The organism is Flavivirga jejuensis (assembly GCF_030540765.1).
GTDB classification, from domain to species: Bacteria; Bacteroidota; Bacteroidia; order Flavobacteriales; family Flavobacteriaceae; genus Flavivirga; species Flavivirga jejuensis.
Window position 1 is genome coordinate 760855 of sequence record NZ_JAUOEL010000001.1, and the last position, 22197, is coordinate 783051.

At 33.5% G+C, this 22197-nt stretch carries 14 protein-coding genes and 1 pseudogene; 1 reads left to right on the top strand and 14 read right to left on the bottom strand.

All coding sequences use genetic code 11. From position 1 onward, the window contains the following. Nucleotides 1–540 precede the first annotated feature (540 nt). Complete coding sequence (locus Q4Q40_RS03350) at nt 541–3993, bottom strand: pyruvate carboxylase (protein WP_303300282.1); 3453 nt, start codon at nt 3991–3993, stop codon at nt 541–543. A gap of 360 nt (nt 3994–4353) precedes the next feature. Here Q4Q40_RS03350 and Q4Q40_RS03355 point away from each other — a divergent pair, with 360 nt between their 5' ends. Then, entirely contained in the window at nt 4354–5085 is a 732-nt protein-coding gene (locus tag Q4Q40_RS03355) for a metallophosphoesterase family protein (protein ID WP_303300283.1), read from the top strand. 170 nt (nt 5086–5255) lie between these two features. On the opposite strand, the gene Q4Q40_RS03360 is transcribed toward Q4Q40_RS03355, so the two are convergent. The 13 genes and pseudogenes from Q4Q40_RS03360 to Q4Q40_RS03420 form a co-directional block, all read right to left on the bottom strand. Next, nucleotides 5256–5948, bottom strand: coding sequence for a TIGR04283 family arsenosugar biosynthesis glycosyltransferase (locus Q4Q40_RS03360; RefSeq protein WP_303300284.1), 693 nt, complete (start codon nt 5946–5948; stop codon nt 5256–5258). Further along, nucleotides 5941–6780, bottom strand: a complete 840-nt coding sequence (locus Q4Q40_RS03365; protein ID WP_303300285.1) for a DUF547 domain-containing protein — start codon at nt 6778–6780, stop codon at nt 5941–5943. The genes Q4Q40_RS03360 and Q4Q40_RS03365 overlap by 8 nt, the downstream gene beginning before the upstream one ends. Nucleotides 6781–7252: 472 nt before the next feature. Then, nucleotides 7253–9214, bottom strand: coding sequence for a M12 family metallopeptidase (locus Q4Q40_RS03370; RefSeq protein ID WP_303300286.1), 1962 nt, complete (start codon nt 9212–9214; stop codon nt 7253–7255). A gap of 594 nt (nt 9215–9808) precedes the next feature. Continuing rightward, nucleotides 9809–10425, bottom strand: a pseudogene (locus tag Q4Q40_RS03375) (methyltransferase domain-containing protein); the annotation flags it as partial. 837 nt (nt 10426–11262) lie between these two features. Continuing rightward, the gene (arsM, locus tag Q4Q40_RS03380) at nt 11263–12234 is read right to left on the bottom strand and encodes an arsenosugar biosynthesis arsenite methyltransferase ArsM (protein ID WP_303300288.1); all 972 of its coding nucleotides are present in this window, start codon (nt 12232–12234) and stop codon (nt 11263–11265) included. Nucleotides 12235–12301: 67 nt separating this feature from the next. Further along, nucleotides 12302–13114: a purine-nucleoside phosphorylase gene (locus tag Q4Q40_RS03385; protein WP_303300289.1), complete on the bottom strand. Its 813-nt coding sequence runs from the start codon at nt 13112–13114 to the stop codon at nt 12302–12304. Between the two features lie 76 nt (nt 13115–13190). Continuing rightward, nucleotides 13191–13901, bottom strand: coding sequence for a T9SS type A sorting domain-containing protein (locus Q4Q40_RS03390; RefSeq protein WP_303300290.1), 711 nt, complete (start codon nt 13899–13901; stop codon nt 13191–13193). 108 nt (nt 13902–14009) lie between these two features. After that, nucleotides 14010–14642, bottom strand: a complete 633-nt coding sequence (locus tag Q4Q40_RS03395; RefSeq protein WP_303300291.1) for a TIGR04282 family arsenosugar biosynthesis glycosyltransferase — start codon at nt 14640–14642, stop codon at nt 14010–14012. Beyond that, nucleotides 14635–15129, bottom strand: coding sequence for a rhodanese-like domain-containing protein (locus Q4Q40_RS03400; RefSeq protein WP_303300292.1), 495 nt, complete (start codon nt 15127–15129; stop codon nt 14635–14637). Before Q4Q40_RS03400 ends, Q4Q40_RS03395 begins: the two co-directional genes overlap by 8 nt. 29 nt (nt 15130–15158) lie before the next feature. Further along, complete coding sequence (locus tag Q4Q40_RS03405) at nt 15159–15986, bottom strand: metallophosphoesterase family protein (RefSeq protein ID WP_303300294.1); 828 nt, start codon at nt 15984–15986, stop codon at nt 15159–15161. Further along, entirely contained in the window at nt 15971–17305 is a 1335-nt protein-coding gene (locus Q4Q40_RS03410; RefSeq protein ID WP_303300295.1) for a sodium:solute symporter family transporter, read from the bottom strand. The genes Q4Q40_RS03405 and Q4Q40_RS03410 overlap by 16 nt, the downstream gene beginning before the upstream one ends. Nucleotides 17306–17443: 138 nt before the next feature. Further along, nucleotides 17444–18883, bottom strand: a complete 1440-nt coding sequence (locus tag Q4Q40_RS03415; RefSeq protein ID WP_425555891.1) for a SusD/RagB family nutrient-binding outer membrane lipoprotein — start codon at nt 18881–18883, stop codon at nt 17444–17446. A 46-nt stretch (nt 18884–18929) separates the two neighbouring features. After that, nucleotides 18930–22121, bottom strand: a complete 3192-nt coding sequence (locus Q4Q40_RS03420) for a SusC/RagA family TonB-linked outer membrane protein (RefSeq protein ID WP_303300297.1) — start codon at nt 22119–22121, stop codon at nt 18930–18932. Nucleotides 22122–22197 lie beyond the last annotated feature (76 nt).

Here is a 22197-nt window from a genome sequence, read left to right on the forward strand (position 1 = left end):
CGGGCCTGGCTGACAAAGCTACGGTATACCCACAAATTATTGAAGCCTAAATGATATTTGTAAAGTTTTAAAGGCTCAAAAATAATCGTTAAGAGCAGATCATAGGGCAAGCCCAGACCCTTCGTAAGAATAAAGCACAAAACTTCGAAACCCAGGAGCATAGCCTTGGATGCTGTGATGGGGCGACGCGAAGATTTGGGCTTGGTTCTTCTTAAGCGCAGCGCGAGAAGAAATTCCTTCGAAGGGGCGTCTTTTCTTTTGTTACTTTTCTTTGGACGAGCAAAGAAAAGTAAATAAAAAATAGAAACCTTCTTTAAAAGATCTGGGATCCATTAGTTTGCAAATATTATTATAGAAGAACAATTCTCCAATACTAGCGTTATATTTTAATCAATAAAACTTCATGGTATTCTGAATGGATCCAACAAATAATTTTGAATGACATTTATTTTAATAAAAGTAAAGTAACGATTTAAAATTTCTAATATTCAGGTGGATTCTTGTCTACTTACGCAAGATGACGGTTGCCTGACATTTACATTACTCTAATTGTAACACCAAGTCTTCAGAATTTACCATAGTACCAGCTTTCAAAACAATTTGTTTTACAGTAGCATCTTCAATGGCTGTTATAGTCGTTTCCATTTTCATAGCTTCAATAATAAACAGCGGTTGATTTTTTACGACTTTTTCACCCTTTTTTACCAAAATGGTAGAGAGCATACCTTGTAAAGGAGCACCTATTTGTTTCTCATTTGCTTTATCTGCTTTTATATGTTCAACCTTATCTACCTTAATAGATGTGTTTTTAATTTCTACACTACGCCCTTGTCCATTTACCTTAAAATACACGGTAACGATACCATCAAGATTGGGTTCTCCCACAGATTCCAGGGTGATGAGTACTGTTTTTCCTTTATCTAATGACACCATGATTTCTTCACCCACGTCCATACCATAAAAGAAATTCTTAGTAGGCAAATGCATCAGGTTGCCATATTTTAAATGTTTGTTATAGGCATCTGTAAATACTTTTGGATAAAGATTATAAGATAAAAAATCAGTAATATCAGCAGGTCTCCCTAAACCTTTTTCAAATGTTTTGATAAAAGATTTGTAGTCTTCTTCAAGATCTAAAGGAGGTAGATGCGCATTTGGTCTATCTGTATATGGTTTTTGATCTTTTAAAATTAATTTTTGAAGTTTTTTTGGAAAGCCTCCAACGGGTTGTCCTAAATCTCCTTTAAAGAAACTTACAACAGATTGTGGAAACGAAATAGTATCACCACGTTCTAGTACATCTTCAATGGTTAAATTATTACTAACCAGATATTGTGCCATATCTCCAACAACTTTTGAGCTGGGTGTCACTTTTATAATGTCTCCAAAAAGCTGATTTACTTGTCCATACATTTTTGTTATTTCATGAAAACGATCTTCTAAACCTAAAGCCTGTGCTTGTGGTTTTAAATTAGAATATTGCCCTCCAGGAATTTCATGCTTAAATACTTGTCCAGATCCAGCCTTTAAACCAGATTCAAAAGGGTAGTAATACTCCCTAACAGATCCCCAATAGTTTGAATAATCATTTAAAGAGTCTATATTTATAGAAGGTTCTCTTTCATGAAACTTTAGCATTTCTACAATCGAATTGAAGTTTGGTTGCGATGTTAACCCAGATAAACCACCTAAGGCTACATCTACAACATCTACACCCGCTTCTATCGCTTTTAAATAAGTAGCAGATTGAATGGATGAGGTGTCATGTGTATGTAAATGGATAGGAATGTCTATTTCTTGTTTTAGTGCCGAAATAAGTTCGAAAGCTGCATGGGGTTTTAATAAACCAGCCATATCTTTAATACCTAAAATATGCGCACCAGCATTTTCGATATCTTTGGCAAGGTTCGTATAATATTTTAAGTTGTACTTTGTGCTTTTTGTATTTAAAATATCGCCAGTATAGCAGATAGAGCCTTCAGCTAGACCAGCCGTTTTGTTTCTAACATGTTCTATACAAGGTGCTATGGACTGCATCCAGTTAAGCGAATCAAAAATTCTAAAAACATCCACACCATGTTCCCAAGATTGTTCTACAAATTTTTCTATTAAATTATCTGGGTAAGCCTTATAACCAACGCCGTTAGAACCTCTAATAAGCATTTGTAATAAAAGATTAGGCATGGCTTTACGAAGCATTTGTAAACGCTCCCATGGGTTTTCTTGTAAAAAACGCATACAAACATCAAAGGTAGCACCACCCCAAACTTCCATGCTGAATATTTCTGGATGGTTTTTTGCAAAACCTTCGGCAACTTTCATCATGTCGTAAGTACGCATTCGAGTGGCTAATAAACTTTGATGTGCATCACGCATCGTAGTATCTGTAAAATGAACCTTTTTTTCATTTTTCAACCATTCAGAAAATTTTTCTGGACCTAGTTTTGTTAATAGGTCTTTCGTGCCTTCGGTATAATGGGGTGTTATATCAAATTTTGGAACTTTAGGCTTTACAAAGGTTTTTAAGGGGTCTAATTTTTTTACATCATCATTTCCATTTACGATGGTATCTCCAAGATAAGTGATTAGCTTTGTCGCCCTATTTCTAGACACCTTAAAATTAAATAAATTGGGGTTAGACTTAATAAAGTTTACCGTTACTTTTCCTTTTTTAAAAGTGTCATGTTTTAGAATATTACTTAAAAAAGGGATGTTGGTTTTTACCCCACGAATTCTAAATTCGGCCAAAGCGCGGCTTACTTTTCTACTAGCGCCATCTAAAGTTCTACTATTTGCAGTAACTTTTACTAACATAGAATCGAAAAAAGGAGAAATGCTAACCCCCTGGTATATACTTCCAGCATCCAAACGAATACCAAATCCAGAAGCACTTCTGTATGCCGAAATAGTGCCGTAATCTGGCTTGAAATTGTTTTGAGGGTCTTCGGTAGTTATTCTACATTGCAAGGCATAGCCCGTTATTTTTATAGCATCTTGGTTTGCTATTTTTATTTGTTGATCAGATAACTTATAGTCGCCAGCTATAAATAATTGAGTTTTAACTAAATCGATATTTGTAATGACCTCGGTTACGGTATGTTCAACCTGAATTCTTGGATTAACTTCAATAAAATAAATAGAATCATCCTCATCTACCAAAAACTCTACAGTACCAATGTTATTATAATCTACGGCTTTACAAATTTTAATAGCATACTCATATAAAGCTGTTTTTGTTTCTTCTTTTAAACCATAAGAAGGCGCAAACTCTATTACTTTTTGATAGCGACGTTGTACAGAACAATCCCTTTCATATAAATGTACTGTGTTACCATAATTGTCTGCAACAATTTGAATTTCAATATGTTTTGGGTTTTCGACAAATTTTTCTAAAAAAACGGTATCATCTCCAAAAGCATTAAGTGCTTCTCGTTTGCTTTCATTGAAAGCACTTTTTAATTCTTCTTCTTTTCTTATAACGCGCATACCTCTACCACCACCACCAGAAGCTGCTTTTAGCATGACAGGGTACCCGATTTTTTTAGCTTCACTTAATGCAATTTTTATGTTACTTAAGGAATTAGTATTGCTTTTTATAATAGGAATATTGTTATCGACGGCGACTTTTTTAGCTGTAATTTTATCGCCCAAAGATTTTAAAACAGAGATTTTTGGTCCAATGAAAATAATGTTATTAGCTTTACATGCTTGTGCGAAGTCTGCATTTTCAGAAAGAAAACCATAACCAGGGTGAATGGCGTCTGCACCACTTTCTAATGCGATTTTTATAATAGCATTTATGTTTAAATATGGTTTTAATGGTTCATTATCTTCTCCTATTTGATAGGCTTCATCAGATTTTTGCTTGTGAAGAGAATATCTATCTTCGAATGTATAAATACCAACAGTTTTTACGTTAATTTCTGCACATGCTCTAAAGATTCTTATAGCAATTTCACCACGATTGGCAACCAATACTTTTTCTATTTTCATTTATTAAAGAATTACAGTTATAAGAGGTCATAAAACTAATAAATTATTGTGAGTAAATGATTATGTTTTTGTGATGTTGTTAATTGAAATGTGTTTTTGTTGTTAATTGTGTAATTTTTTTGTTTTGAACTTAAAAAATCCAAAACAAAAAAATGATTAGAGCTTAGAAACTGTTTAAATTTTATCCTTTAGCCTATTTTGCCTTGACTGAGAACGTAATTCACCCAAACTAATTCCAAAAACAAAACTTAAACAATTTCTTAGATGTTGTTTGGACAATGTGAAATATGGATAAGAATTTTTAAGTGATATATTTTATATGCTTTTAAAAAAAATTACTTTTGCCTAAAAAATTACTTAATGAGACTATTTGCAATAGGAGACATCCACGGCGGTTTAAAAGCATTAATTCAAGTATTAAATAAAATTGAAATTAAAGATGAAGATAGTCTTGTTTTTATGGGAGATTATGTGGATGGTTGGAGTGAATCGGCTCAAGTAATTCAGTTTTTAATAGAGTTATCTCAAAAAATAAATTGTGTTTTTATAAAAGGAAACCATGATGTTTGGTGTGAAGGTTGGTTAAAATCTGACGACGTGAATCCTGTTTGGTACATGCATGGAGGTAAAGAGACTATTGAAAGTTATGCTTCTTTTTCAAAAGATGAAAAAAAGACTCATTTAGAGTTTTTTGAAAATATGCCATTGTACCATATTGATAATGAAAATCGCTTATTTATTCATGCAGGTTTTACATCTATGCATGGAGTTAAAAAAGAAGTTTTTAAAGAAACGTTTTATTTTGACAGAACACTTTGGGAGATGGCTTTAACAAAGGATCGTAATATAAACGAAGACTCTGTTTTATATCCTAACCGTTTAAAACATTATAAAGAAATTTATATTGGACATACGCCAACAACTAACTTTAATTCAGATATTCCCATGCATGCTGCTAACGTTTGGAATATTGATACGGGAGCTGCTTTTAAAGGAAAGTTGTCTGCTATGGATTTAGACTCAAAAGAAGTTTTTCAAAGTGATAATTTACCTGCTTTATATCCTAATGAAAAGGGAAGAAATAAAGATTAATCTTATTTAACGTGATTTAGCTTTCAACTTCTAAAAATTTTTGACACGAATTCCGTTTTATAATGTTAATTATTTTATGCTTTGGTATTTTACGAAGCAGACTTTTTAGTCTGTGAAAGTGAACCTATGGACTTAGAATCTATAGGAGTGGTTTACCCGTCTTTCGTTATTTAATAAATATATTTTTTATAATAACGATTTAACTCGTTGGCATCGGCACCCATCCATTTTTTTAGGTGAATTCTCCAATAATAATATTGTAATTTCCATACGCCATTGGTATAGTAGCATCTCGCTGAGGTTGTTAGCCATTTTTGAATCACAACAAATTGTTTGCGATCATATAATCTTGCAATTAAATCGTTGTCTTCATAAATAGTGAAATCTTCATTAAAACGACCAATGTTATTAAAAAGGGAGGTTGTTATAAACTGACTTTGATCACCACCTCGACAGGCTTGCCAAGATAAACGAGTTAGTTGCCCAGCTAGTTTTAGCCATAAATGATTACTATTAAATTTCATTCTAAAACATCCAGCTTCATGGCCTTTTTTGACCTCGGTTATAATAAGGGTGTCAAAATTTTTAGGAGGAAATGAATCGGCATGTAAAAAATAAAGAATATTTCCAGTGGCGTATTTTGCGCCTAGATTCATTTGTTTGGCTCGTCCTTTTGGTGAACTGAAAAAACTTATAGATTTGTATTTTGAAACGATATCTAGCGATCCATCTGTACTACCACCATCTACAATAATTATTTCTGCGATGTTTTCTTTTGAAGAGTTTTCTAAAAGGTGTGTAAGCAGATTATCAATATGATCCGCTTCATTTAACATGGGTATAATGATTGAGATTCTATTCATTTAAATTCCAGTTATAGTCTTTAAAATTCTTTTTTGCTTTATCGGAAATGGTGATTTCTGAGTACTGATTTAGAAAATTAATTAATGTTCCTGCTTGTTTAAAATCTTTAGCAAACCATTGGAATATTTTTGACAGCTTAATATGGTCTTTAGAAATATCATTTCTTTCAGAATCACTTAAAAAATCTTTAGTTGCATTGGTTAGTTGTTCATCTATGTTTGACGGAATAAAAGCTTCGTTTTGTAATTTAGGACAAGAAAAGGACGCACATACAATAGCAAAATGGATGCGAGGTTCGTTCATTTTACGTAAAATTTGATGTTCAATCTCATTTAAATTATACCATTTTTCGCCAAGCTTCCAGAAACGTTGCTCCCAGGGTTTATTAATATCCTTAATGCTATTAATAGGGTAATAACGTAGAATTAAATCGATAGTCATCGCATTGTAAGCATTAATCCAATAAGCAAGCTTTTCTTCCTTTGTCCAGGAATTTTGAGGCATATGTTCTCCCAAGTAATTAATGTAATGTGTTAATGCCTTCCTATTGGATTTAAATGCTTTATAATTAACGTTGCCTTTATTCGATACATACTTTTGTAGTAATGTATCCCACGAAGTATGGTTAAAAGTATTTGCAGGCTTTGTTTCTCTTGTTTTTATAATGGCATCGTTGTTTATAGAAATTACAGTGTCCACTTTATGATGGGTAGTTTTATCGATTTTTGCTTCAACCTGATCCTTTTTGTTTAAGGGACTTGCTGTAGTGCTTTTTGCACCGGAGCAAGACAATAAAGTAATTATGGTTAATATCGTTATGGTATATTTCATATGAAGCCTTTTAAATGCTTAACAAGTAGATTTTTAGGACTGTATTACAATACAGATTTGGGTTGAAATTAATGTAGCTTGTTAAAAGTTGGTAATACTTTTGACGGAATTTAATAAATATTCTTACTTCAAACAATAAATTTAAGCGTAAAAGGCTTATGCTTTACAGCATTTTTAAATACGAAAAATGTTTAATAAATCTGTTAGTCGCAGATAATTAGAAAAATAAAATCAGGAGATAGTAAGCCTGTTAAAAATATTATAAAAAAAGCCAAAGCTCATTCTTACTTATGATGAGAGTCTCGAAATTTGAGATATTGCTTTGGCTTTTAAGGAGAGTGGGTTCGGTAGTGTAATCTACTGAGTTGTCTTATTATTATAGCAGAAAAGATGGCAATAAAACTTGTGTAAAGCATAAAAGCTATAAAACCACCGTTATTATTACAATTATAACGGTGGTTTTTAAATAATTTTAATTTGCTAAATCAATAGAAAAGTTGTCGATTCTAACATCTGAACCGTTTTCTACTGAATTAACAGCGTATAAAGCAACTTGATCTGTTGTTGGTGCAAATTCCAGTTCTACAATTTGACCTCCGCCGTGTGAAGAGTCTATTGAATTTGTATGGATGGTTTGCTGTCCTATAAATTGTGCTATTGTATTTAAGTTTGTAACTGTTGAAGGGTTTGTTGCATTGGGGTGTAAAACTCTAAAATCTAACTCACCAATTGTTCCGCTATTAGTTATTGAGTAATAAAACCTTAATCTATATGTAGCCCCTGGAGTTACGGCGTCTAATAGTTGGTATGCTGTTCTTTGCTCTCCGGGAACATTAGTTAGTTTTATAGAACCTCCTCCTTGATTTCCGGGGTCGTCATTAGAATCTGTTGAAGAACCTGCTTGTTTAGGGAAGTTAGGGTTGTACCATTCTACACACGAGCATGTGTAACTGGCACCATTGTAAGGGGCTTCTTTTATTGAAAAAGTTGGGTTTTTAATTTCTGGAATATTAATAGGGCTACTTACTATTTCTATAGAAAAGTTGTCGATTCTAACATCTGAACCGTTTTCTACTGAATTAACAGCGTATAAAGCAACTTGGTCTGTTGTTGGTGTAAATTCCAGTTCTACAATTTGACCTCCGCCGTGTGAAGAGTCTATTGAATTTGTATGCATGGTTTGCTGTCCTATAAATTGTGCTATTGTATTTAAGTTTGTAACTGTTGAAGGGTTTGTTGCATTGGGGTGTAAAACTCTGAAATCTAACTCACCAATTGTTCCGCTATTAGTTATTGAGTAATAAAACCTTAATCTATATGTAGCCCCTGGAGTTACGGCGTCTAATAGTTGGTATGCTGTTCTTTGCTCTCCGGGAACATTAGTTAGTTTTATAGAACCTCCTCCTTGATTTCCGGGGTCGTCATTAGAATCTGTTGAAGAACCTGCTTGTTTAGGGAAGTTAGGGTTGTACCATTCTACACACGAGCATGTGTAACTGGCACCATTGTAAGGGGCTTCTTTTATTGAAAAAGTTGGGTTTTTAATAGTTGGTAAAATAACACCTGTAATTGGGGGATACATTTTAGAAATTCCAATAATGTCATTATTAGATAAACCATCTCTTTGGTAAGGGTAATTAGCACTCCCGTCTTTAGTAGTGATAGTGGGTTCTCCGTTTTTACTAAATGCATAAGGTGGGTACATCATAATACTACCAAAGTCAAATACTTCTGTGTATTCTTTTCCATCTGTACCTCTTTCTATATATGTTCTAAAATTATGCTCATAACCTGAAGTAATGTTGTCGTAATGCACAGTTATGTATTCATCTTGATCCGATCTACTTTGTTCGTGCCATAAACCAAGAGCATGGCCTATTTCATGAATTGTGGTACCTGTTGAGCATCCATAGGCTAAATTAATATATTGTCTACCTCCAACTCTTCCAACAGAAGAAGAGCAACCTGTTCCAATTCTAAAGGTAATATAATCTTGTGTTGTATCAGTTTTTGGGTAAAAACGAATTGATGTGTTTTGTTCCCAGTGATCAATAGCATCATGAACTCTATACTGATTAGGTAAATCACTTTCTATTTCATAATATACAGTATTGTTTCCCCACCGGGCTGTTGTTCTTCCAACGCTTTTTATAGCATTGGTTTTATTAGCATAGTATTCATTGTCTGGAATAATAATCATGTCTCCTCCAAGAATATATTGATTGCCTACTTTTTCAACTTCAATAAGTTGATCAAAGTATTTAACAGTTGTAACTTCTCCTTTAACTCCATAATTTTCAACGAAGTTCTCTTTTAAGTCATTGTTTTCTAAATTTTTTGCAGTTTCATTGTTTGGATTAAAATCTTTTTCACATGCTGTAAAAAGATTAAATAGAATCATTAATGTAAGTGTTTTAATTAGTAAGTGTTTCATTTTTCTAATATTTTTGGATTAATTTTCATACAATTAAATTAAGTGTTTACTCTACATAAATACATGCCTATTTTAACCGTTTTATATTCTAATTTAACCCTTGTGTTTTTGATAAAATAACTAATTGAAACACAGGTGTTTATGTGTGATTCTGAATGTTACTATTTGGTTAAATTTCTGTGTTTTTTCTTGTCTTAAAAGCTAATGTTAAAATAAGTGTGTTGAAAATGAGGTGTTTATAGAAGTTTATCGTCTTTTAGGTTGGTGTGTGATTATAGGGTTTTATCCTTATTTAAAAGTCAGAGCTCACTCGTGTTTATGAAAAAAGTCCCTTAATATTTTAAACTTAACAATATTATCGTGCTAAAGATGGGGGCAAAAGTCAGAAACAAAAGTTATCTGAGAGGGATTAATTAACATATATTAATTTCTTACATACCCCTGATTTGAATGAGTTGAAGACGCATTTTAATGTTAAGTTTTTTATAGTGTGTTATGTAGTTAAGAGATAGCTTTAAAAGAGGAAATGAATTAGGAAAGCTATGGTATAAAGCTAAAATTCAAAAATAGCTATTTATACCTTTTCAGACATTATACTCTTCTTTTTCTGATAAAAACACAAGAGCCGTCAGCAGGCATAGGGTCTTTTATAGCAGCAACTTCAATTGATTCTATATAAATTAACTCATCGGTCTGATAATGTTTTGGGTCTAGAATTCTGTAAGGTTTACGAGCCCGAATTTATATAGTTCCAAAATCAGCATTAGTTGCATTTTTACATAATTGGTAATAGGTATGCTACCACTTAAGCATAAAGCACGAAGCCTGCCATCATTGCGTAGTTCGTCATTCATAGGTTGCTCACAAGTTGAATCGCTCATTACTAAGCGACCATGAGGTTTTAAAACCCAGTACATTTCTGCAATAGCTTGCTTTAAATCATCTGCTTTAATAATATTGAATAAGCAATTTTGTGCTGCAACATCAATACTATTATCTTCCACAAGAAGATTCATAGCATCTCCTTTTTTAAGTTCTACAAAGTCACTTTTAAACCAAGGGTTTTGTTTTTCAGCTTCTTTAAAATTCTCTTGAGATGCTTTTAGCATTTCATCAACCACATCAATACCAATAACATCGCCTTTTTGTCTATTGAAATAAGCGAACTGTAATAATTCCATACCGCCTCCAACACCAACATATAACACTTTGCTACATTTTTAAGTTTCTTTTTATGCTGAGCTGAAGAAGAAAAGGGAAAGGAAAGACAGAGCTCACTCGTTTTTTGAAAAAATCTCAAAATTAAAGGTATTGCTCTGATCTTTTGGGGGTCTTCTATAGTGAAATCCTTCTTATATTAAGGATTCATGTAATTTCTATTTGTTTAATCAGGTAAACTTGATCTCCTTGTTAACATTTCTATGTCTAAAAAAGGTTCTCAGTCATTACTTTTTATATTGTTTTTTTAATAATTTTCAACAAAAATCGAAAATAAAAGTTGTATTAAAAGGATAATAAATTGTCTGAGAGGGATTATCTTGAAGGGTTTGTAATCTGATTCTTTCGCTGTGTTTACAGGGGGTTCGAAAGGTTTTTCTTATAGTGTTTGTTGCAACTAATTGTAAATAAGTCGATAAATAATTGGTGTTCTATTTTAAAGGGAGTTATTCTTACAAAAAAGGGTTTTAATGCTATTTTAAAACAACCCATATAATTTAAATTATATAAAGTTGTTTTTGATATATGATGAAGTATTATGTTTTACAATATTAAATGAACAAATAAGAACTTATTTGTTTTTGATAAAGCATTGTAAAAACATATGATGTATCATTTTAAACATGAGTTCGATATAGGAACAAAATTATTAAGCTGAATTTCAAAAAGTTAAAGCTTAATGTCAGGTTGGGTTGAGCGCAGTGAATAATTCGTAAAATATGGTGAAACTGAATTCCTGTGAATTCGCGAAATTTGTGTCTAAAATTTTTAACACAGATCTCAGAATGACACTTTTTAGGCAGTCTCTTTCTATTTGTTATTAGAAATAATTAACAGCATCCACCTCCATCATAATGGTATGTGGATTCTGATAAATAAATATCGTCTCTATGTAATGCTTTTAATGCGCCTGCTGTTTTATCGCAAATGGCTAAAGGCTGATTTTTAAGTAAAACATGCCCAGCTTTATCATCAAAATAATCTTCATCGCCATAATAAATTGCAGCTTTACCAGTAAATATACAAGGACCATCTTCTGGCATTGGATCTTTAATAGCAGCCACTTCTATAGATTCTATATAGATTAACTCGTCTGTTGGGTAATTTTTTTGGTCGAGTATTCTGTATGGTTTTCTTGCTCTAATCTCGATAGTTCCAAACCCAGCATCGGTTAGCGCTTTTACGTATTCTGCAATAGGTAAGCTACCACTTAAGCATAAAGCACGTAGTCTTTCGTCATTTCGTAACGTGTCATTCATGGGTTGTTCGCATGTTGGATCGCTCATTACTAATTTACCATGAGGTTTTAAAACGCGATACATTTCTGCTATGGCTTTTTTTAAATCTTCAGCTTTAAAAATATTAAACAAACAGTTTTGGGCAGCTACATCAATACTATTATCTTCTACAGGAAGATTCATAGCATCCCCTTTTTTAAGGTCTACAAAGTCACTTTTAAACCAATCGTTTTGAGCCTCAGCTTCAATAAAATTTTTGCGTGACGCATCTAACATTTCATCAACAACATCAATACCTACTACACCGCCTTTCTGACGATTAAAATAAGCAAATTGCAAAAGCTCCATACCGCCACCAACACCAACATATAACATTTTAGGATTGTTGGTTAAATCGCGAGCATGAACAGTGCTTCCACAGCCATAGTTCATTTCTTGCATGATTTTAGGGATTTTTAATCCAGGTAATTCCCAAATAGGATTTGTGGTACAGCATAGCCCAACATCTGGTGTTAAAGCGGCTTCTTTATACACATCGTGAGTGGTTTCTAGATAATTACTCATAGTTTCAGTATTCAGTATTCAGTATTCAGTATTCAGCATTCGGATTAGTCTATGATTGCAAACAGTTTTAAAGCGTTTTTATTAATTCTTTAAATAATGTTATCATATCTGGTTCTGCTTTAGCTGCATTTTCAATGATATCTGCAATATTAACAGGTTCTAAGTTATCTGGGTCGCATTCATCTGTTAAAACAGATACGGCTGCTGCTTTTAATTTTAAATGGTTAGCCACAATAATTTCAGGTACTGTACTCATACCAACAGCGTCCGATCCAATAATTTTTAACATACGATATTCTGCTTTGGTTTCTAATTGTGGTCCCACAACACTAGCGTAAACACCTTTATGTAATTTAATATTATTTGCTTTAGCTATATTTTCAAGTTTTGAATTGATTTCCGCATCATATGGAGCACTCATATCTGTAAAGCGTTCTCCTAATTTTTCAACCCCTTTAAAAGCCAAAGGCGAGCTCCCTTGTAAATTAATGTGATCTTCAATAACCATTAATTCTCCTTTTTTAAAGTTTAAATTAATGGCTCCGGCAGCATTGGAAACTAGTAATGTTTTAATGCCTAACTTTTCCATAATACGAACAGGATATGTAACATCTTGTAATGTATAGCCTTCATATATATGAAAACGCCCCTGCATAACCACCACTTTTTTGCCAGCAAGTTCTCCATAAATTAATTTTCCTTTATGAAACTCTACAGTTGCTGTTGGGAAATTAGGAATATGATTATAACTAACTTCTTTTATAATGTCTATTTCGTTGATGAGTTGCCCTAGTCCTGTGCCTAGAATAATACCAATTTCGGGATTTTCAAAACCTTTGTTTTGTAAATATTCCGTTGTTTCGTTTATATACTTAATCATTTTCTGTTTTTGGAATTAATAATCGAGGATTCAAAGTTTTGTACTTTCAAAAATATATGATTTTATACAAAACACCTTATTTAATTACCAGCTTTTTAGAAATGTTTTTTCTATCAGAAGTGGCAGATAAAATATAAATTCCAGATTTAAGATTTGATACGTCCATATCTTGATTTAATTGTGTTTCTTTTTGATAAACAATGCTTCCTAAAGTATTAAAGATACGTATTTGAGCTAGTTCATTCGTTGGACTTGAAATTCGGATCAAATTATTTGCAGGGTTTGGAGAAATAGATATGTTGCTAAAGGAATTGTCTTCTAAACTTAAGGTGCAATTTTCTGATGTAAATGGTGTATAGGAACCAAAATCCCATAAAACATCATTCGCAAAACAATTAAAATAAACTTTATCAAATTCGAGGATGTTCACAGATACTGGAATACTAACAGTAAAAGAGCTAACACCATTAAATTTTGTTATTAGACCAAATTCTATAATATCATTTGCGGGATAATCTGATACAGATGAATTTCTTATTGTATTATCTGATGCTCCTTTAGAGTCAATTAAATAAGCTCTTACATCTGGGCCAGTGGCTGTACTGAAATTAGATTCTAAATCTAATGTTACTGTATCGTTTGTATTTAAGGTTACTGTAACATCCCCAGATATATTATAAGATGAATTCATTGTATTATTTCCAAAACTATTTGCGGCTCTCTCGCATTGAGAAATACTTGTTTGGTAGGTTATTAAAAGGGTAAGGAAGAGTAAAGATTTTTTCATGGTAAATTATTTTAATAATGAATGTAATTCATTACTAAGTCGCTATCCTTTTAAAATAATTTCACTTTATCTGTTTTTTATTAATTAGTGTCTGTTTCCGACCAGGTACTAATTAAGACTTAGTTGCTTTATTTTTTCTTGTAAAGCTAAATTAGACTTATAAAATTCTGAAGCCAATAAATCTTCAAAGGTGTCAATGTCGTTTAGTGCTTCTAATAAAGTATAAACTATATTTTCTTGATCTAATTCTTTAAGAGTAACCTCCAATAAATGAGATTCACTCCAGGGTTTATCGTCAAATATAGCATGATACATTTTGGTCATCCCTACAAGATAATACCCACCATCTATAGCAGGTCCAAAAACAACCTCGTTGTTTTCTAGAGCTTTTAATCCTTTTTCGATATGTTCTGAACTAATGTCTGGTAAATCAGAGCCTATAAGAACGATACGTTCGTAACCATCTTCAAAACCTTTTAAGAAAGCATTCTTCATACGCTCGCCTAAATTTTCCCCTTCTTGAACCGTTTTGTATTGGTCTTGCCATTTCGTGTCTACAACGGCATCAGAAAAGTAAATGCGTTTATCGGCTTGAAGGTTTTGTGTAGCATCCTCTGTAACTTGTACCAACTCCGAATATACATCAAAAGCCCCCTGATTGCCTATTGTTTTAGCAAGACGTGTTTTTACTTTTCCTAATTTTATGTTTTTTACAAAAACAATAACAAGTTCTTTATTCATATACTTTTATACCTTTTTTTAACCATTGACTCCATTTGAGAGAAAATGTGTGAATACTATCGGTTTCCTTTTCTACAGAATTATAAACGGGTAAATCATTGTTTTTCCACTCAAAGATTCCCCCATATAAATTTTTAACGTTTTTATATCCTGCTTTTTTTAAACTATCACCAATAGATTCCGATCGAATACCAACTGAGCAGTACACTATAATTTCTGAGTTTTTATTCGGGATTTTTTTCTGAATACTATCTATTTTAAATTCGTCATATCCCACATGAATGGCATGCTTTAAGTGACTGGTATGGTACTCTTTAGGTTCTCTGGAGTCTAATAAAAAGACATCCTTATTAAGTGCTTTTAATTCTTGAGGCGTAATATAAGGCACACTTTTATCATTATATTTATTTAATAATTTTTTAATTGATTTTTGAGCCTGAATGTGCGTGCTGCCAAAAAAAAGTAAAAATAGAATAAAGTATTTCATAGCGATTTAGTCTTTCAAATTTAATAAAATTACAACTGAATACCGAATCCTTGCAAGCCACTTTCTACTGCTGGTAGAATTTCAGTATTATCCCAAATTCCAGTGATAATGGTTCTTGCATATTCCTTAGGTAGCAATTCGTTTTGCATTAGTTTACTAGTTAATTTATAATTGTAATTTAAAGTGTGATGTTTGTACTTTAAAACCCCATCATGACCCTCTAAAATAGCATACCATACACTCGAATTACCATCGTTAGCTGGCATACCGATAACACCAGGGTTTATCCAAAGTTTGCCTTCTTTTTTATGACTAAAAGGTAATCCGCAATGTCCAGCAATAATAACATCTTGGTTTTCTACGGAAAAATTAGCTGATTTGATTTCCCATGGCGTAGATTTAAAAATAAACTCGGAAGTATTAAAATATGATCCATGTACCACCATTACTTTTTTACCAGCATAATTAAATGTGATATGATCTGGTAGCGTATTTATAAACTTCAGAGCATTTTTTGAGAGTCTGCTCTGTGCATAAGCATACCATAATTGGGAAAACCCATCACATCTGGAGCCTTTTCTAAAATCACAGCCACAATCTTCAGAACCTTCACGGAGTTGAATTTCTACATTACCCGCAATACTTTTAGCTTTCCAAATTTTAAATAATTGAACTGTTTCTTCGGGTTGTGAGCAATAGCCAACAATATCCCCAGTACAAATACAATTTTCTGGAGTAATGTCTTCATGTTCTGCTACCTGTTTTAAAGCTTCTAAAGCTTGAAGGTTACTATAAACACCGCCGAAAAGCAATACTTTGCCAGATATGTTACCTAAATGCTCTATTTTTTTATCCATTTTGGAAGTATATATAAGGTTATACAAGATAGAATGCCCCAAACATTTACCCAAAGTAAATCGGCATATTTCCCTTCGGTAAGAATTAATGTTTTTGGAAAAATATCAAACACTAAAACAAATCCGAAAATCAAACCGCAAATCACACTCAAATAAAAACTAATTTTGGGGACTTTTACGTTCCAGAACATAAAGACAGGAGTTAAGCCAATAACCATGGTTCCAGAAATGGTTGTCGCCGATAAAATTTCAGCATCTAAAAAAACGGGTAAAGTACCCAAAATAGCAATCGCTGCCATAGAAGCGCGGCCAAAGGATAGGTTTTTACCCATATTCAAATCGATGGCTAATAGTTTTGAAAATGATGAAAATGTGGAGTCTAAAGTTGAAGCTGCTGATGTAATCATAATAAAATTGATGACTAATAAAATGACCACTCCAAAGGCTTTTCCAACTTCAACTGCTGCTTGCCCCTTCATGCCTTGCGTTTGAGCATATATACCAATAATACTGAACAGCATAATACATAAAGGGCCTAAAACACTGGCTAACAAAAAACTTCTTCTGGTAATTTTTGGAGATGCAATAAACGCACGATCTGTTAAAACAGGATCGTGGAATGGATAACTAAAGGATTGAATGATTGCAGCAAAAAATAAATTAAGTCCGAATTCAAAACTCCAGGTTCCTGAGGATATAACATCTTTAGGAGAAAAATCATCAACTGAAAACACATGCCATAAAATCACAACAAGTAATATCGAAAACAATACCATCTGAATGACATCTGTAAATATCGAACTGCTTAATCCGCCTTTAATAGCATAAGCCAAAGTGAGAACTGTAAATACAATAATAGACAGATAATAGGGTTTGGTGCCTGTGTTTCCAAAATAACTGCCAATTACCATGGTATTACTCCAGACCTCGTTGAATAAACGAATGGCAATTAAAATGGAGAAAATAGCCATCGCTCCTTTTCCAAATTTGGAGGTTAAAAATTGGTGGATACTTTTAAATTGACCTTTGGTACGCATTTGATAAATCAGGACACCAGCTACAGCGAATGATAAATAATACCCTGCATAAGCGACACCGCCAACAATTCCAAAATCGAGTCCGAGGTTTGCAGCATTCGTAATGCTTTTGGCAAAAATCCATGAGATAATTAAACTCCCAGTTAATACCAAAGTATTAGGTGTTTTACGATTGGTTACAGCTTTAAAAAACTGATCTGTGGTTTTGGCTAATGGTGACAAGAAAAACAGTATCAAACTTGATACGATAATTAATGTCCATTGCCAGTAAATTGTTTCCATATATTTCCCTTCCTAGCCTTCCCAAAGGGAAGGAACTCTTACTCGGTTGTAAAATTATTTTTTATTATCTCTTATTTTTTTATTCATCTTGATTCCATAACAGTTCCCTTTCCTTCGGAAAGGGTTAGGGATAGGAATCTATTCATCCCACCAAACAGGAACGTTAATACTATTATTGTCTGTTGCTGCTGCTGCTTCGGCATAGTTTTCAGCATTTAAAGCGTCTTCTTCCGCAGGATATGGCATGCGAACAGGTAGCAAATCATTGTTTAAACTTGCCGAAATAGTTTTTAATTCAGGAAATCCAGTGCGCCTGTATTCCACCCAACCTTCGTAACCATTAATAACATTTGCAATCCATTTTTGGGTTATGATTTGTTGTAAAGGTGTAGATTCCGCAGCATTAAAATCAGCATTTCCAGTTAGGTAATCTGCAGGTAAATTGGTGTTCCAATATTCAAAAGCCAGAGCAACCCCTGTTTCATATAAATTTTGAGCATCAGCAGTAATTAAATTTTTTGTAGCCGCTTCGGCTAAAGCGAAATGTACTTCCCAAGCGGTTATAAAATTAGCATCTAGTGTAGACGTATCTTCTCGAAAAGCTGTTCCTGCTAAAGAATAATCAGCTAATGTCACAGATGTTGAGGTCGCATCAATACCATTTAACAAGCCATTGAATGCTCCTGAATTTGAGTTCGAAAATGGTCTGAAAAGGGTATTGATTCTAGGGTCGTTTAAATCTACAAGAATAGTTTCCATAGTTTCAGATAAAACAAAATTGTTAAAGTCCCCAATTCGTAATTGTGCCAATCTAAAACTATTGGGCTCCGAATTTGTAAAATTGAAAATAGCATTTTGAGCATTGGTTTTGATGTAATTGTCGGCATCAAATAACGTTTGTAATTGTGATGACACATCGACTTTCCCTGAAACCCTTAACAAGTGTTTAATTTTTAGAGCATTTGCAAAACGAATCCATGCTTGCAAATCACCATTAAATAGAATGTCACCTTGTAAGGCTATGGCATCGTTATAATTCTCAATAGCAGCAATACCTTTATCCAAATTGTCCAGAATACCGCCATCATTCATATAAATATCTTCTTGAAGATTGTAAGTAGGAGTAACGGTGCCGTTAACACCATTAAAAGCTTCAAAATATGGAACATCACCAAATAAATCGGTTAAACCAGCACCCATGTAAGCTTTTAAAATCAGGGCAGGACCTTCATAAACTTTAAAGGCGTCAACGGTTTTCGACTGGTTTAAAATAATCTCGTTATCTCTTAAATTTGTGTAGAAAACAGGCCAGGGATTTCCGCCTAGTTGAGGTGATTTCAAAGCATGCCTATCAAATAAGTTAAAGTCTAATGCTGTACGGTGTTGTGCTAATAAATCGCCAGCTACAAAACCTTCATAACTCATTTCTTCACCAAAATTGTAAATAACTTGTCGTAATAATAAGCTTGGTTGTACAGTAACAGGCGCGTTAGGATTGGTATTAATAGCTTCAAAATCTTTAGTACAGCTCACCGTTATAAGACTTAAAATCGCGATTATATATAAACTATTTTTTATTTTCATATTATTTTACTTTTATCATGAGATTCTTCCCTCCGTGGGGCTAGAAGTTAAATCCTGCTTTAAATCCGAAACTTCTGGTTGTTGCATAACTCAAATCTTCCACACCACTTACAAAACCATTGCCTTGAACGGCAAGTTGTTCGGGGTCGAAATGTGGATTTTCAGTAATAGCAAATAAGTTGTTTCCTGTAATTGAAAAATTGACATCAGCACCATTCTTCAAGCCTAAAAAACCTTCTTTTAGTTTAAAGCTGTAACCAATAGCAAACTGACGTAGTTTTAAAAAAGATGCATCATACACGTTGTTTTCTTCGTGGTTTCTGTCGTAAAATTGGCGGTAGTAACTTTCTGCTGAAACTGCAACCGTATTAGCTTGTCCAGACTGTGTAACGCCTTGGGCAATAATACCAGCTTCGGGTCGAAATGCGGTTTCAGCCAATTGACCACCAACATTTCCTAAAGCTCGGGTTCTGGATACTATTTCACCACCTTGTCTCCAGTCAAACAGAAAACTTAAATTCCAGTTTTTATAGTTGAAATTATTATGCCATCCTAAAGTAAAGTCTGGATTGTAATTGCCTAATTTTTGCAAATCGTTATCGGCAATAAAACGCCCACTAGCATCGATAATAAAATCACCAGTGTCATTTTTTAAGTATCCTGTGCCGTAAAAATCACCAATGCGTCCACCTTCTTCTACCTGAAACCAAACTGTTTGGTTAGCACTGTCATAAATTCTACTAAAGGCTAAAGTTAAGCGACCTGCTTCTTGTGGTAAATCTTTAATGGTAGATCGATTACTTGCGAAATTGAATGTTGTATCCCATTTAAAGGATTCATTTTTAATTGGCGTAATGCCTAGAATAATTTCGACCCCTTGCGTATTAACTTTTCCGCCATTTACAACTTGCTGATTGTATCCAGAAGAAATAGCAATGGGTAAGGAAATTATTTGATCTTTTGTGGTTGCATTGTAATAAGTGATATCGAAATTCAAACGGTCTTTAAAAAAACGTAAATCTGCTCCAACTTCAAAACTTGTGGTTTGCTCAGGTTTTAAATTGGCATTTGGAATAAAGTTTTGATCGCTAAATGTTGGTTGTCCATTAAAAGTTGTTTGCGACACAAAAGCCCCAGAGGTTTGGTAAGGACTGGTATCGTTACCCACTTGAGCAATACTAGTCCTAAGCTTAGCAAATGAAAATACACGTGGTAATTCAGTAACATTTGATAGAATAAAACCAGTAGATACTGAAGGATAGAAGAAAGAGGTACCATCTACCGAAAAAGGTGTCGCCAAAGCACTGGACCAATCATTTCTTCCTGTAATATCTAAAAACAGAAAATCTTTGTACCCTAATTTTGCGATTCCGTAAAGTGAATTGATGCGTTTTTCACTTTCAAATTGAAAGACTTCAATAGGAGACGCTGCATTGTTAAGATTAAAAATACCAGGTTGTGCTAAATTTACCGTTTGCGATTGTTTTGTTGATGCGGTTTGATTTAAACGATTTCCACCCGCAGAAATATCAAAAGAAAAATCACCAAATACATTCTTATAGTTGATTAAAAAATCGGTATTGACTTCTCTAAATTTAACATCATGTTCTGCGTAACCACCATTTGTAAATCGGTTACTGCTAAAGCTTCGTCTTAGCTGTCGGGTTTCGCTACTATAATCCATTCCTGTTCTTAGCGATACACTTAAATGATCTGTAAATTGTTGTTTCAATGCGATATTTCCAAAAATACGATCGCGCTCAAATGCGTTTCTGTTTTCTAAAAGAATAAAATACGGGTTATCAAAAAATGTATAGTTAAACGAATACTGTTGTGTGCCTTCTAATCCTGGTTGCCAATAGTTTTTTAAACTGTTAATATTTAAGGAGCGAGGGCCCCATGCCACCAAAGAATAATTGGCATTTTCACTGCCATAACCATTAGAAGGTCTATTATCGCTACTAGAATTTACGTAGCTAATAGATGTGTTTATCTCTGTTTTTTCAGAAGGTTTAAAATTGAGTTTTGCACCAACAGTTTGTCTGTCTAAATTCACTCCAGGAATAATAGATTCACTTCTTAAATCGGTAAATGATAAACGATAATTGCCAGAGTCGAATCCATTTGAAATAGCTATGTTATTAATGGTTGTAACACCTGTTTTATAAAAATCTTTTAAATTATCGGGATTAGAATTGAATGCTGTTGGTGTAATGGGTATTCCGTTGTATAATGCGGTGTCTCCACCACGTACAAAACGTCCATCGGCTAATTGAACTGGACTGTCAAACTGCGGAATTAAAATTCCTGCATCTAGTCTTGGACCCCAGGAATAGGTGATATTATCGCTTGTTCCACCTCCAAGACCATCAACAAATTCAAATTGTCCAGACTGACCTTGTCCGTATTCGTTTTGAAATTCTGGAAGCTTAAAAGCCGAATCTATAGAAATGGAAGTATTCAGACTTACACGAAATCCTTTTTTACTACTGCCATCTTTCGTTTTAATAACAATAACACCGTTCGATGCTCTGGTTCCATAAAGTGCAGCTGCATTGGCGCCTTTTAAAACGGTTACCGATTCAATATCATCTGGATTAACTTCCATAGCGCCGTTTCCAAAATCTATTTCTTGGAATCCTGCTGCAGCCTCATTGGTGAAATTAAAAACAGTTTCGTTATTTATTGGAATACCGTCCACTACAAATAGTGGATTGTTATTTGAAAATGATGCTTCACCACGAATTGTAATTTTAGAGGATGAGCCAACGCCTGTTGCTCCTTGGCTTACCGTAACTCCTGCTAATTTTCCTTGAAGATTGTCTAAGAAGTTCACGGTTCTTACTTCGGTTAAACTTTCAGATTTTATAGCTTGTACAGCGTAACCTAGTTCTTTGGTGTCACGTTTTAATCCTAAAGCCGTAATAATAACTTCATCAAGTGCAGATGTGTCTTCTATTAATGAGATATTGATAGTTCTTAATTTACCAATAGTTATAATTTGTGCTTTATACCCTATAAACGAAAATTTAAGTTGATCGGATTCGGAGGCAACTTCAATAGTGTAATTACCATGGTCGTTAGTAACGGTGCCTTGATCTGTATTGGTTGTAATGTTTACAAAAGAGAGCGGGTTGCTATCTGAAGCATCAGTAACAGTACCAGAAATCCTAATTTGAGCATGACTTATACTAGCTATAACTAGTAACATGCAAAACAATATGTACTTCATTTGAAATTTTAATAATTGTCAGTTCGAGCGCAGTTGAGAGTTCTATCTTGTTGATAGAAAAAGTGACCTTCGACTG

Excerpts from the sequence above, each read along its gene's own strand:
- Q4Q40_RS03390 (WP_303300290.1), bottom strand. The coding sequence starts at position 13,901 with ATGAAAAAATCTTTACTCTTCCTTACCCTTTTAATAACCTACCAAACA.
- Q4Q40_RS03405 (WP_303300294.1), bottom strand. The coding sequence starts at position 15,986 with ATGGATAAAAAAATAGAGCATTTAGGTAACATATCTGGCAAAGTATTG.
- Q4Q40_RS03360 (WP_303300284.1), bottom strand. The coding sequence starts at position 5,948 with ATGAATAGAATCTCAATCATTATACCCATGTTAAATGAAGCGGATCAT.
- arsM (WP_303300288.1), bottom strand. The coding sequence starts at position 12,234 with ATGAGTAATTATCTAGAAACCACTCACGATGTGTATAAAGAAGCCGCT.
- Q4Q40_RS03410 (WP_303300295.1), bottom strand. The coding sequence starts at position 17,305 with ATGGAAACAATTTACTGGCAATGGACATTAATTATCGTATCAAGTTTG.
- Q4Q40_RS03420 (WP_303300297.1), bottom strand. The coding sequence starts at position 22,121 with ATGAAGTACATATTGTTTTGCATGTTACTAGTTATAGCTAGTATAAGT.
- Q4Q40_RS03385 (WP_303300289.1), bottom strand. The coding sequence starts at position 13,114 with ATGATTAAGTATATAAACGAAACAACGGAATATTTACAAAACAAAGGT.
- Q4Q40_RS03365 (WP_303300285.1), bottom strand. The coding sequence starts at position 6,780 with ATGAAATATACCATAACGATATTAACCATAATTACTTTATTGTCTTGC.
- Q4Q40_RS03400 (WP_303300292.1), bottom strand. The coding sequence starts at position 15,129 with ATGAAATACTTTATTCTATTTTTACTTTTTTTTGGCAGCACGCACATT.
- Q4Q40_RS03350 (WP_303300282.1), bottom strand. The coding sequence starts at position 3,993 with ATGAAAATAGAAAAAGTATTGGTTGCCAATCGTGGTGAAATTGCTATA.
- Q4Q40_RS03395 (WP_303300291.1), bottom strand. The coding sequence starts at position 14,642 with ATGAATAAAGAACTTGTTATTGTTTTTGTAAAAAACATAAAATTAGGA.
- Q4Q40_RS03370 (WP_303300286.1), bottom strand. The coding sequence starts at position 9,214 with ATGAAACACTTACTAATTAAAACACTTACATTAATGATTCTATTTAAT.
- Q4Q40_RS03355 (WP_303300283.1), top strand. The coding sequence starts at position 4,354 with ATGAGACTATTTGCAATAGGAGACATCCACGGCGGTTTAAAAGCATTA.